This is a genomic window from Mesorhizobium sp. M7A.F.Ca.AU.002.02.1.1, assembly GCF_003998535.1.
In the GTDB taxonomy this organism is placed as follows: Bacteria; Pseudomonadota; Alphaproteobacteria; order Rhizobiales; family Rhizobiaceae; genus Mesorhizobium; species Mesorhizobium ciceri.
In genome coordinates, this window is record NZ_RZPB01000108.1 from 1 (window position 1) to 12,058 (window position 12,058).

Annotated in this window: 11 protein-coding genes; 7 read left to right on the top strand and 4 right to left on the bottom strand. The window is 64.0% G+C overall.

What is annotated here, in order from left to right:
* On the bottom strand, positions 1-210 hold a 210-nt coding region (locus EN879_RS09650), incomplete at its 3' end, for an SDR family NAD(P)-dependent oxidoreductase (RefSeq protein WP_127274025.1).
* Between the two features lie 187 nt (positions 211-397).
* Complete coding sequence (locus EN879_RS09655) at positions 398-1,486, bottom strand: citrate synthase/methylcitrate synthase (RefSeq protein ID WP_063169184.1); 1,089 nt, start codon at positions 1,484-1,486, stop codon at positions 398-400.
* 92 nt (positions 1,487-1,578) lie between these two features.
* Between EN879_RS09655 and EN879_RS09660 the strand changes: the two genes are divergently transcribed.
* Complete coding sequence (locus EN879_RS09660) at positions 1,579-2,718, top strand: citrate synthase (RefSeq protein WP_127274026.1); 1,140 nt, start codon at positions 1,579-1,581, stop codon at positions 2,716-2,718.
* Positions 2,719-2,739: 21 nt separating this feature from the next.
* On the opposite strand, the gene phaR is transcribed toward EN879_RS09660, so the two are convergent.
* Both phaR and EN879_RS40555 read right to left on the bottom strand, forming a co-directional pair.
* Positions 2,740-3,351, bottom strand: a complete 612-nt coding sequence (phaR, locus tag EN879_RS09665; protein WP_063169186.1) for a polyhydroxyalkanoate synthesis repressor PhaR — start codon at positions 3,349-3,351, stop codon at positions 2,740-2,742.
* A gap of 84 nt (positions 3,352-3,435) precedes the next feature.
* On the bottom strand, positions 3,436-3,564 hold the full coding sequence (locus EN879_RS40555) for a hypothetical protein (RefSeq protein ID WP_255337222.1): 129 nt from the start codon (positions 3,562-3,564) through the stop codon (positions 3,436-3,438).
* Between the two features lie 86 nt (positions 3,565-3,650).
* Between EN879_RS40555 and EN879_RS09670 the strand changes: the two genes are divergently transcribed.
* The 6 genes from EN879_RS09670 to EN879_RS09695 all read left to right on the top strand — a co-directional run bounded on the left by EN879_RS09670 (position 3,651) and on the right by EN879_RS09695 (position 11,801).
* Positions 3,651-4,829, top strand: coding sequence for an acetyl-CoA C-acetyltransferase (locus tag EN879_RS09670; RefSeq protein ID WP_024502944.1), 1,179 nt, complete (start codon positions 3,651-3,653; stop codon positions 4,827-4,829).
* Between the two features lie 198 nt (positions 4,830-5,027).
* Entirely contained in the window at positions 5,028-5,753 is a 726-nt protein-coding gene (gene phbB, locus EN879_RS09675) for an acetoacetyl-CoA reductase (protein ID WP_013529183.1), read from the top strand.
* Positions 5,754-6,483: 730 nt separating this feature from the next.
* Positions 6,484-9,876, top strand: coding sequence for a helicase-related protein (locus EN879_RS09680; RefSeq protein ID WP_063169187.1), 3,393 nt, complete (start codon positions 6,484-6,486; stop codon positions 9,874-9,876).
* Positions 9,877-9,892: 16 nt separating this feature from the next.
* On the top strand, positions 9,893-10,279 hold the full coding sequence (locus EN879_RS09685; protein ID WP_013529181.1) for an RNA-binding S4 domain-containing protein: 387 nt from the start codon (positions 9,893-9,895) through the stop codon (positions 10,277-10,279).
* Positions 10,280-10,513: 234 nt separating this feature from the next.
* On the top strand, positions 10,514-10,852 hold the full coding sequence (fdxA, locus tag EN879_RS09690) for a ferredoxin FdxA (RefSeq protein ID WP_013529180.1): 339 nt from the start codon (positions 10,514-10,516) through the stop codon (positions 10,850-10,852).
* Between the two features lie 367 nt (positions 10,853-11,219).
* Positions 11,220-11,801 (top strand): CarD family transcriptional regulator, encoded by a 582-nt coding sequence (locus EN879_RS09695; RefSeq protein WP_013529179.1) that lies wholly within the window; start codon positions 11,220-11,222, stop codon positions 11,799-11,801.
* The last annotated feature ends 257 nt before the right edge of the window (positions 11,802-12,058 follow it).

The window sequence follows — 12,058 nt, forward strand, 5'->3', positions numbered from 1 at the left end:
GCATTCGGCCGGCTTCGACATGTCGGCCTTGATATAGGCCGTCTTCGCCTTGTGCTGTCTGGCGATCGCGTCAGCGATGGCGTGGTCGGCAGCCGTGTCGGAGAAGGAGTTGACGACGACATTATGGCCTTCGGCCGCCAACGCCTGGGCGATGGCCAGGCCAATGCCCGATGTGGAGCCGGTGATGACTGCGTGTTTTCTGGCGGCCAAGGTCGAAATCCTCTGGTTGCGGCAAGAGCGATCTTATGTTGCAGTGCAGCATATATGCTCAATGCGACGCAATAACAGCGGCCAGAATTTTTCGACGAGATGAAATTTTCGTCATGAGCGGCCACACGGCCGCTCACCAGGAGGATCCTGATCGGATCGGAGTCGCTCGCCAGGCGCCGAAAGAACCTCAGGCGACCAGGTCCGGCACCGGCCCGACATAGCGCGACTGCGGTCGGATCAGCCGTCCAGTCGTCTGCTGTTCACGCGCATGCGCGATCCAGCCGGCCACGCGCCCGGCGGCAAAGACATTGCTGAAAGCTTGCGGCGGAAAGCCCGCCGCTTGCAGCACCAGCGCGGTGTAGAACTCGACATTGGTCTGCAGCGAACGCTGCGGCTTGGCGATCCTAAGCACCTCGAGCGCCGTTTGCTCGACGGTCTCCGCAAAGGCCAGCCGGCGACCGGTTTCGCCCTCGCCGCCGAGTTGCCGCACGACGGCCTTCAGCACATCGGCGCGCGGATCGCGCACACGGTAGATGCGATGGCCGAACCCCATGATGCGCCTGCCCTGCGCGATCTCGTTGCGCAGCCAGCCGGCGGCATCGCCATGCGCCTGGATCGCATCCAGCATCTCGATGACGGGGCCAGGCGCGCCACCATGCAGCGGCCCTTTGAGCGCGCCAAGCCCGGCCAGCACAGAGGATGTCAGGCCGGCCTGCGTGGAGGCGACCACGCGCGTCGCAAAGGTCGATGCGTTGAGGCCGTGGTCGCAGACGGTCACCAGATAGGTGTCGAGCGCTTTTGTGAGCGCCGGCGAGGCGACGCGGCCGCCCAGCATCCTCAGCATGTCGGCGGCATGATCGGTGCGGCTGTCCGGCGCGATCGGCTGCTCGCCGCGCCGCAGGCGCAGCAGCGCCGGCGTCAGCACGGCGGGCGCCGCGATCAGCAGCAAGGCGTCGGTCAAGGTCTCGCCATCCGGCAGCTGCGCCATGCCGGCGCGCATGGCGCTGTAGACATCGAGCGGCGCCAGCAAAGGCAGCGAGGGCAAGAGCCGTTCGAACACGTCCGCACGCGCCTGTCCCAGCGCCCGCGTCAGTTGCGCATCATCGGGAAGGTCGTTGAAGAAGCCGTCGAGCAGCAGCCTAACCACCTGGGCATAGTTCCAACGGCCGGCCAGTTCCGGCAGCGAATGACCTCGGATCGTCAGACGGCCGCCAAGACCATCCACATCGGAAAGCACGGTTTCCGCCGCCACCACATCATCGAGCCCATTCGCCATAGCCTGTCTCCTTGAAGCATTTCCGGATCGGAGATAGAGATGGGCAACGTTTCCATCAATCTTGATCAATATAATCAATATCAGGGCTCGATATGTCCGAGTGGTTGTCCCGGGAAGAGGCGCTGGAGAGACTCAAGGTGCGGGCGCAGACGCTGTACGCCTATGTCAGCCGTGGGCGCATCGGCATGCGGCCCAACCGCGCCGATCCGCGCCGCAGCCAGTACCGCGCCGACGATATCGCCGCACTGGCGACCCGCCGGGCGCGCGGCCGCAGCCCGTCAGTCATCGCCGAAAGCGCCATCGCCTGGGGCGAGCCCTCGATCGTAACGGCGATGTCGACCGTCTCGCGCGGTCGGCTTATCTATCGCGGGCAGGACGCCGCAGTGCTCTCCGGGCACGCCACACTGGAAGAAGCCGCCGCCGTTCTGTGGGCTCTGCCGAAACCGGTGGCTTTCGAAGCAGCGTCGCCGGACGCACCCCATCAAGCTGGCCGAGCCTCGGCCTTTGCGCAACTTGCCGTGCTTGCCGGTCAGGGGCGCCCGTCGCTCGGGCGCAGCGCCGCCTCGCTGCATACCGATGCCGCGCACGCGGTCGGCGTGCTGGCCGCCGCGCTGGGCGCACCGGCGGGGTCAAATCCCGTCCATCAGCGGCTTGCGCAGGACTGGTCGGTGGATGCCGGCCGCGCCGATGCGATCCGCCGTGCGCTTGTCCTGCTTGCCGATCATGAACTGAATGCGTCGACCTTCGCCGCGCGCGTCGCAGCCTCGACCGGCGCGCCGCTGGCCGCTTGCCTGCTGGCAGGGCTCGCGACGCTGTCAGGCCCGCGCCATGGCGGCGCCGGAGAGGCGGTGATGCAACTGGCCGAGGATGCGGCGCGGCCTGGCGCCGATGCGACGATCCGGCGCTGGCTCAGCCATGACCGGCCGCTGCCGGGGTTCGGTCATCAACTCTATCCTGACGGCGATCCCCGCGGGGCGGCGCTGCTGTCGGTGATCGAGGTTGACGGCACACTATCGTCGCTGCGCGACGCTGCCTTTGCGGCGACCGGCGCGCTTCCCAACATCGACTTTGGGCTGGCCGCGCTGACGCGCAGCCTAGGCTTGCCGCGCGATGCACCGTTCCGCCTGTTCGCGCTCGCACGCAGCGTCGGCTGGGCCGCGCACACGGTCGAACAGATAACAAGCGGAAGTGTCATCCGGCCGCGCGGCCGCTATGAGGGCGTGCTGGTGTAAGGCCGCAAGAACGCCAGGCGCTCAGGACATCGTGTCGAGCTTGCGCTGCATGGCCGCGATCTGGTCCTTCAGTTCCTGAAGATCGTCGGGCTTGTCAGGCGTTTCCTTCCTGGCCGGCTCGGGCGACGTCGCAGCGGCTGGCGCGGAGCCAGCGGGCGGGAACGGCGTGAACAGCCGCATCGCATTCTGGAACATTTCCATGTTGCGGCGCGTCTGTTCCTCCAGCGCCTTGATCGGCGTGGTGATCTTCATCATGTCGAGCGGCGACTTGCCGAGCGCCCCCTTCATCTGCTCGCGAAAGCGCTCCTGCTCCTTGGAAAAGGCAAGCATCGACTGTTCGAGGAAGCTCGGGACGATCATCTGCATCTGGTCACCGTAATAAGCGATGAGCTGGCGCAGGAACGGGATCGGCAGCATGTTCTGCCCGTCCTTGTTCTCCAGTTCGAAGATGATCTGGGTCAACACCGGATGCGTGATGTCGTCGCCGGTCTTGGCGTCCTGGACGGTGAACTCCTCGCCCTTCTTGACCATCTCGGCGAGGTCCTCGAGCGTCACATAGGTGCTGGTGCCGGTGTTGTAGAGGCGGCGATTGGCGTATTTCTTGATGATGATCGGATCGTCTTTAGCGGCCATCTACATCCTCCCGGGGACACCGGCGCGCCTCTGAGTAAGCCGCCGATAACGATTGTGCCTTTTTTGAGGATATGCGCAAAAGCCTCACAATTCCAAGCAGTTTGTGCAGTGCGGGATCACTAAATGCTGCATGGCAGGCAAAATATGCTGCGCAGCAATGGACGAATGGCCGCCATGGCAAGGCATGGCCTGCTTGCGGCGCATGGGCGCCATGCCCATTTCCGGTTTGACTTGGGGTTGGGAAAGGGCAAGAAAAGTCCCCAACGACAGAGCAACACCCTTGAAGTCTGGAGAAGAAAATGTCCGCTTCCATCGTCATTGCCAGTGCGGCGCGCACGCCGGTCGGCTCCTTCAACGGCGCTTTCGCCGCCACCCCGGCGCATGAGCTCGGCGCCGTCGTCATCACGGAATTGCTGTCGCGTGCCGGCGTCGAACCAGGCGAGGTCGACGAGGTCATCCTCGGCCAGGTGCTGACCGCCGCGCAAGGCCAGAACCCGGCCCGCCAGGCATCGATCAATGCCGGCCTGCCCAAGGAAACCACCGCCTGGGGCCTCAATCAGGTTTGCGGCTCGGGCCTGCGCGCCATCGCGCTCGGCATGCAGCAGATCGCCATCGGCGATGCCAAGGTGATCGTCGCCGGAGGCCAGGAATCGATGTCGCTTTCGACGCATGCCCAGCACCTGCGCGCCGGCGTCAAGATGGGCGACTTCAAGCTGATCGACACCATGATCAAGGATGGGCTGTGGGACGCCTTCAACGGTTACCACATGGGCAACACAGCCGAAAACGTCGCGCGTCAGTTCCAGATCACCCGCGAAGACCAGGACCAGTTCGCGCTCGCCTCGCAAAACAAGGCCGAGGCCGCGCAGAAGGCCGGCAAGTTCAAGGACGAGATCGTCGCCGTCACCATCAAGGGCAAGAAGGGCGACACCATCGTTGACCAGGACGAATACATCCGCCACGGCGCCACGATCGACGCCATGACCAAGCTGAAACCGGCTTTCGACAAGGACGGCACGGTAACCGCCGCCAACGCCTCCGGCATCAATGACGGCGCCGCCGGCGCGCTGCTGATGAGCGAAGCGGAAGCGGTGAGGCGCGGCATCACCCCGCTGGCGCGCATCGTGTCCTGGGCAACCGCCGGCGTCGATCCGCAGATCATGGGCACCGGACCCATTCCCGCCTCGCGCAAGGCCTTGGAAAAGGCCGGCTGGTCGGTCGGCGATCTCGACCTGGTCGAGGCCAACGAAGCCTTTGCGGCGCAGGCCTGCGCCGTCAACAAGGACATGGGCTGGGATCCCTCGATCGTCAACGTCAATGGCGGCGCCATCGCCATCGGCCATCCGATCGGTGCGTCCGGCGCTCGCGTCTTCAACACGCTGGTCTTCGAAATGCGCCGGCGCGGCGCCAAGAAGGGTCTCGCTACCCTGTGCATCGGCGGCGGCATGGGCGTCGCCATGTGTGTCGAAGCACTCTGAAGAAAGTCACTAAACGGGCGGCGTGCATGCATGTCGCCCAAAACTGCGCAGCGGTTTTGGGAACACCGACATGCATAAAACCAAACAGCTGAAGCGCATCGCCTGAACCTACTTCAGCGCGACGCGCTTTAGCCGCCCGTTCTGTATCCAGTGCCTGCCAAGCCCGACAACAGGGCGATATCAAAAAAGGGGAAATGCATGACCAAGGTAGCAATCGTCACAGGCGGATCGCGCGGCATCGGCGCGGCGATCTCGATCGCATTGAAGACCGTCGGCTATTCGGTTGCGGCGAACTATGCCGGCAATGATGCCGCAGCGGCGAAATTCAAGGCTGAGACCGGCATTCCGGTCTACAAATGGTCGGTCGCCGACTATGATGCCTGCGCCGCCGGCATCAAGCAGGTCGAGGCCGATCTCGGCCCGGTCTCGGTGCTGGTCAACAATGCCGGCATCACCCGCGACGCCATGTTCCACAAGATCACGCGTGAGCAGTGGAAAGAGGTCATCGACACCAACCTGTCCGGCGTCTTCAACATGACGCATCCGCTGTGGAGCGGGATGCGCGACCGCAAGTTCGGCCGCATCATCACCATCTCCTCGATCAACGGCCAGAAGGGCCAGGCCGGCCAGGTCAACTATTCCGCCGCCAAGGCCGGCGATATCGGTTTCAGCAAGGCTCTCGCCCAAGAGGGGGCGCGCGCCGGCATCACTGTCAACGTCATCTGTCCCGGCTATATCGCCACCGAGATGGTCAAGGCGATCGACGAGAAGGTGCTCAACGAGCGCATCATTCCGCAGATTCCTGTCGGCCGCCTCGGTGAGCCCGAAGAAATCGCGCGCTGCGTCGTCTTCCTCGCATCCGAAGATGCCGGCTTCATCACCGGCTCGACCATCACGGCCAATGGCGGCCAGTATTTCGCCTGACGACGGCGATGTAGGCGCAGAGATCGACGGGCCGGCGCGCCGGCCCGTTTTTCGTTTGCGCCATGGTCCCTTCGAAGTGACAGCACGGCTGCTGACCCAATCCGGCACGCAGAGGTTAACAGCGGCCCGGCCGGCCTGTGCGAAACCAGCTTCCAAGCCTGTGGATTCTCGGTGGATAAGCTGTTCACAACACAAGATATTGAGGTGAACAAAACGGGAAAATTCCGCCATCGCTGATTCGTCGCCGATTCGTTCCGGCTTTGAGCTGAACGTTAACGACGACAGCCGGAATCCCCTGCCAATTGCTTAACGCAGATTAAGAAAGATCAACAATTTCATAACCTTGGTCGAGGCACGCCAAGCCATTGTGATCGTTTATCGGCAAAGGTTAATGGCAATGCCCTCTTAGCACGAAACGGGCCAGTTCAGCGATTCAGCATGTGGTGCGTCTCGTGGTCGCGAAATCCACATATAGCCGTGAACAAAAGCTGAACCTGCAGGAGTCACTGATTCGTCGCCGATTCGTTCCAGACTCGTTCTATCCGTTAATCCGCATTCTGATTGAGAGCTTGACGGAACCACCTTCTGGCTGCCGACGGAACATTCCGCTTTCGCTTCGCGCCCGAAATCCCTATGTGTCGCCTGTCATACGCGCCCATTTGAGGCACGCTCCCGACAACCAGAGGCCAGAAGCCTTATCTCCAGGTCCCGGAAGCCTTATTCTAGGTTGATGAACATCCAGCCCAAACACACTGAGCCGCTGATCCTGTCGGGCCGCGACGTGACCGCCGTGCTCGGGCCGACCAACACCGGCAAGACCCATCTCGCCATCGAGCGCATGGTGGCGCATGAGAGTGGAATCATCGGCCTGCCGCTCAGGCTTCTGGCGCGCGAGGTCTACGCCCGCGTCTGCGAAAAGGTCGGCGCCCACAAGGTTGCGCTGATTACCGGCGAGGAAAAGATCCAGCCACCGGGCGCCAAATATTCGGTCTGCACCGTCGAGGCCATGCCGCGCGAGACCGACGCCGCCTTCGTCGCCATCGACGAGGTGCAGCTCGCCGGCGACCTCGAGCGCGGCCACATCTTCACCGATCGCATCCTGCACCTGCGCGGCCGCCAGGAAACGCTGCTGCTGGGCGCCGCCACCATGCAAAGTATCCTGCAGCGCCTGCTGAGGGGTGTCTCGGTGGTGACGCGGCCGAGGCTGTCGCATCTTGCCTATGCCGGCTCCAAGAAGCTGACCCGCCTGCCGCGGCGCACGGCGATCGTCGCCTTTTCCGCCGACGAGGTCTACGCCATCGCCGAGTTGATCCGCCGCCAGCAGGGCGGTGCCGCCGTCGTGCTCGGCGCGCTCTCGCCGCGCACCCGCAACGCCCAGGTGGCGCTGTTCCAGTCCGGCGATGTCGACTACCTCATCGCCACCGATGCCATCGGCATGGGTCTCAACCTCGATCTCGACCACGTCGCCTTCGCCCAGAATCGCAAGTTCGACGGCTTCCAGTACCGCAATCTGACGGCGGCCGAGCTTGGCCAGATCGCCGGCCGCGCCGGCCGGCATCTGCGCGACGGCACGTTCGGTGTCACCGGCCAGGTCGACCCGCTGGACGAGGATCTGATCAAGAAGATCGAAGGCCACGACTTCGACCCGGTGAAGGTGCTGCAATGGCGCACCGCACATTTCGACTTTGCCAGCCTCGACGCGCTGAAGCGCTCGATCGAAACCAACGCCCCGGTCGAGGGACTGACACGGGCATTGCCTGCCGTCGATGCACAGGCGCTCGAGCATCTGTCGCGCGACGAGGACATCCGCGCACTCACCACCAATGCCAAGCGCGTGGCGCTGTTGTGGGAAGCCTGCGCGCTGCCCGACTACCGCAGGATCGCGCCGGCCCAGCATGCCGACCTCATTGCCTCGATCTACACGGACCTCGCACGCCACGGCCATGTCGACGAGAATTATATGGCCGAGCAGGTTCGCCGCGCCGACACAACAGAGGGCGACATTGATACGCTCTCGCATCGCATTGCCCAGATCCGCACCTGGACATTCGTGTCGAACCGGCCCGGCTGGCTGGCCGATCAGGCACACTGGCAGGAAAAGACGCGCGAAATCGAAGACAGATTGTCGGATGCGCTGCATGAGCGGTTGACGAAACGCTTCGTAGACCGCAGGACTTCCGTCCTCATGCGGCGCCTTAGAGAAAATACCATGCCTGAAGCCGAAATTAGTCCTACCGGAACCGTCCTTGTCGAAGGCCACCATGTCGGCGAGCTGCAAGGGTTCCGCTTCACCGCCGACCAGACCGCCGGCGGCGAAGACGCCAAGGCGGTGCGCACCGCTGCCCAGAAGGCGCTGGCCGCCGAGTTCGAGGCGCGCGCCGAACGCTTCGGCGCCTCGGCCAATGGCGATATCGCGCTCGGGTCGGATGGCACGCTGCGCTGGATCGGTGCGCCGATCGGCACGCTTGTATCAGGCGAAGACGCGCTGAAGCCGCGGCTGGTGCTGCTGGCCGACGAACAGCTGACCGGCCCGGCGCGCGACAAGGTCGCCGCGCGTGCCGAGCGTTTCGTCAATTTCCAGATCGAGTCGCTGCTGAAGCCGCTGGTCGACTTGAAAAACGCCGACCAGATTTCCGGCATCGGCCGTGGCATCGCCTTCCAGCTGGTCGAGAATTTCGGCCTCATCAACCGCCGCGACATCGCCGAGGAGATGAAGTCGCTCGACCAGGAAGGCCGCGCAGCCCTTCGCCGGCTTGGCGTGCGCTTCGGCGCCTACCATGTCTTCGTGCCGGCGCTGATCAAGCCGGCGCCTGCCGGGCTGGTGACGCTGCTGTGGGCGCTGAAGAACGACGGCAAGGACAAGCCAGGTTTTGGCGACGTGGTCCATGCGCTCGCCTCGGGTCGCACCTCGGTGGTCATCGACCCCGCCTTCGACAAGACCTTCTACAAGCTTGCCGGCTACCGCAATCTCGGCCGTCGCGCCGTGCGCATCGACATCCTGGAACGGCTGGCGGATCTGATCCGCCCGGCGACCAACTGGAAGCCCGGCCTCGGCCAGCGCCCGGACGGCGCCTATGACGGCCAGTCCTTCATGGTGACGCCGCCGATGATGTCGATCCTCGGCGCCACCGCGGACGACATGGAAGAGATCCTCAAAGGTCTCGGCTACCGTGCCGAGCCGAAGCCGGCCGTCGAGGTCAAGGCGCGGCTCGAAGCACAGGACAATGCCGCGCGCGAAGCAGCGATGGCGAAGCTTGCGGCGGAAGAGGCTGCACGAGCCGAGCAGACCAAGGCGGCGGACGCCGCAGCAGAGGCAGCAGTCGAAGGGTCGGAGCCGGCATCGGACGCAGTGGCCGTTTCGGAAACGGCGACCGAAATGACCTCCGACGCCGCGGCGGAACCTGCTGCGCCTGCCGTGGGAGAACAGGCGGACGCTCCGGTCGAAACCGTGCAAGACGAAGCGCCTGTTGCCGAGGCTGCTGCTGAACCGGCACCGGTTGAACCGCAGGCAGAGGCTGAAGCTGCCGAGACTGAAGCCGCAGCGGCAGAAGAAGTTGCACCGGCCGAGCTGGTGTCAAATGCCGCGCCGGCAACGGACGCCGCGCCGGACGAACCCGTGACGGTGACTGAAGCAGCCACCGGGGAACCCGCCCCGGAAGCCGAAGCGCCAAAACCCATCCTGTTGTGGCGTCAGGGTCGTTTCGAACAGCGCCCGCGCAACCGCGACGACAACCGCAGGAACAATCGCCCACGCAACGGACAAGCGCGCGGCCGAAGCGATGCGCCTGCGGACGCCGGCGCACCGAACGCCGCTGCACCCGGAGAGCGTCCGGCCCATGAAGGACGGCGCGATGGAGCCGGCAAGCCGCGCTTCGACCGCTCGAAGTTCAAACCCAAGCCGCAGGCCGAAGGCGAACAGCGACGTGACAGGCCGCAGGGCGAGCGTCCCGACCGCCGCGAAGGCCGTCCCGACTGGAAGGGTGGCAGGCCGGATGGCAAGGGTGGTCCGCAAGGCGGCAAGCCCGCCTTCCAGCCAAAGCCGCGCGAGGAGCGCCCGGTGCGTTTCGATCCGGATTCGCCCTTCGCCAAGCTCGCCGCTCTGCGCGACCAATTGAAGAAGTAGAACCCGGCTCGCTTCGATGGTTGCCGAAGGCCGCCAGCGCATCGACAAATGGCTGTTCTTCTCCCGCGTCGTGAAATCGCGCTCGCTGGCGGCGAAACTGGTCGTCGCCGGCCGGGTCCGCATCAATCGCGACAAAGCAGCGCAGGCTTCCGATCAGGTCAAGCCAGGCGACGTCCTGACCATCACGCTCGAGCGGCGCATCTTCATCTGGAAGGTCCTCGGCGCGGGTGCGCGACGCGGCCCGGCCGAGGAAGCCCGTACGCTCTACGAGGATATGTCGCCACCGCCCGCACCGAAGGGCGAAGCCCCTCCCGATGCAATTCCGGGGCTGCGCGAGGCCGGCAGCGGCCGCCCGACCAAGAAGGAACGTCGCCAGACCGACCGATTGCTCGGCGAAGATTGATGCCTGGCGTCCAAAAACAGGCGGCGCTTGCCAGGATAACGACGTGTTTGAAGCAAAACTGAACCCGGCAAACAGGAAGCCCTGCATGAGGTCGCCGGCCTCTGGGGCGCCGGCTGCCTGGAATTCCATTTCGAAACGCTGATGCCGACAGGAATGGCTGCCCTTGCAAGCAGCGGCCAAAGGCGTTACCTGACGGAAAAAGCCCAACAAAATGGGACGTCCCGGAGCCGACCGATGACCTATGTCGTGACCGACAATTGCATCAAATGCAAATACATGGACTGCATCGAGGTCTGTCCGGTCGATTGTTTCTACGAAGGCGAGAACATGCTCGTCATCCATCCCGACGAGTGCATCGACTGCGGTGTTTGCGAGCCGGAATGCCCGGCCGACGCGATCAAGCCCGACACCGAGCCCGGCCTCGACAAATGGCTGCAGGTCAATACCGAATATGCCGAGAAATGGCCCAACATCACCGCCAAGAAGGAACCGCCGGCAGACGCGAAATCCTTCGACGGCGAGGCCGGCAAGTTCGAGAAATACTTCTCCGCCGAGCCCGGCGAAGGCGATTGACAATACGGCCGGAAAGGCCGGTATTACGCAGGGTAAGAGGCACGTCACATTAACCGGCTTGACAGCCGGCGCCGGGTTGTGGCCTTCGCGTATGCAGCAAAACCTTGATTCTTCCGACTTTTTGTGTTACATCAGCGAAACATGCCGGTGACACAACGTCGATTTATGGCGCAGACGCCCCAAATCACTGAAAGGTGAAAATCCCATTCGGACCAGAGCGATCTGGGCCAGGCGGTCGCGATGTTGCGGTTTGCCGGTCCGGCTTTTCCGATGGGTTCATCTGTTGTGCGGCTAACGGTCGGTTTCTCCGATCGCGCGAGTTCGGGCCGGCAGGACGCCGGTACCACAACAAGGAGTTCAGTGCGCAATGGCAACGATCACCCCGCAGAAGAAGTCCACCGCTGCGCGTCACGGTTTCAAGACCGGCGAGTACATCGTCTACCCGGCGCATGGCGTCGGCCAGATCGTCTCGATCGACGAGCAGGAAGTTGCTGGACACAAGCTGGAACTGTTCGTCATCGACTTCTCGAAGGACAAGATGCGCCTGAAGGTGCCGGTCGCCAAGGCGACCTCCATCGGCATGCGCAAGCTGTCGGAAGAGGATTATGTCGAGCGCGCGCTGAAGGTCGTGCAGGGCCGCGCCCGCGTCAAGCGCACCATGTGGTCGCGCCGCGCCCAGGAATATGATGCGAAGATCAATTCGGGCGACCTGATCTCGATCTCGGAAGTCGTGCGTGACCTCTACCGCGCCGACAACCAGCCGGAGCAGTCCTATTCCGAGCGTCAGCTCTACGAGGCGGCGCTCGACCGCATGGCCCGCGAGATCGCGGCCGTCAACCGCATGTCGGAAACCGAAGCCGTGCGCCTAATCGAGGTCAACCTCAACAAGGGCCCTAAGCGTGGCGCCAAGGCCGACAATGAAGAGGCCGAGCAGGAAGAAGCTGCCTGATCTTTCTCACCTTTCGAGAAATCCTGCGTGAAACGATTGGAGGCTCCGGTTTGACCGGGGCCTCTTTTGCTTTCGGGCGGCAGCTTCGATGTTGGTAGGCCCTGCGCACCAGCGTGCTGCATCGCGGCTTGCCGGCGCGCCGAGCCGTCGAGCGCGCGTTTCGTTTTAACGTGTGTCGCCACTTATCGCCTTGCCGCCAAAGCAGACCGCGGTAATGGTCTCGCGCAATTCCTCGTCGGCGATCGGCTTGTGCAGGA

What these genes read in the sequence shown, in the direction of transcription:
- EN879_RS09655 (WP_063169184.1), bottom strand. Translation starts at nt 1,486, where the DNA reads ATGGCGAATGGGCTCGATGATGTGGTGGCGGCGGAAACCGTGCTTTCC.
- EN879_RS09660 (WP_127274026.1), top strand. Translation starts at nt 1,579, where the DNA reads ATGTCCGAGTGGTTGTCCCGGGAAGAGGCGCTGGAGAGACTCAAGGTG.
- phaR (WP_063169186.1), bottom strand. Translation starts at nt 3,351, where the DNA reads ATGGCCGCTAAAGACGATCCGATCATCATCAAGAAATACGCCAATCGC.
- EN879_RS40555 (WP_255337222.1), bottom strand. Translation starts at nt 3,564, where the DNA reads ATGGCGCCCATGCGCCGCAAGCAGGCCATGCCTTGCCATGGCGGCCAT.
- EN879_RS09670 (WP_024502944.1), top strand. Translation starts at nt 3,651, where the DNA reads ATGTCCGCTTCCATCGTCATTGCCAGTGCGGCGCGCACGCCGGTCGGC.
- phbB (WP_013529183.1), top strand. Translation starts at nt 5,028, where the DNA reads ATGACCAAGGTAGCAATCGTCACAGGCGGATCGCGCGGCATCGGCGCG.
- EN879_RS09680 (WP_063169187.1), top strand. Translation starts at nt 6,484, where the DNA reads ATGAACATCCAGCCCAAACACACTGAGCCGCTGATCCTGTCGGGCCGC.
- EN879_RS09685 (WP_013529181.1), top strand. Translation starts at nt 9,893, where the DNA reads ATGGTTGCCGAAGGCCGCCAGCGCATCGACAAATGGCTGTTCTTCTCC.
- fdxA (WP_013529180.1), top strand. Translation starts at nt 10,514, where the DNA reads ATGACCTATGTCGTGACCGACAATTGCATCAAATGCAAATACATGGAC.
- EN879_RS09695 (WP_013529179.1), top strand. Translation starts at nt 11,220, where the DNA reads ATGGCAACGATCACCCCGCAGAAGAAGTCCACCGCTGCGCGTCACGGT.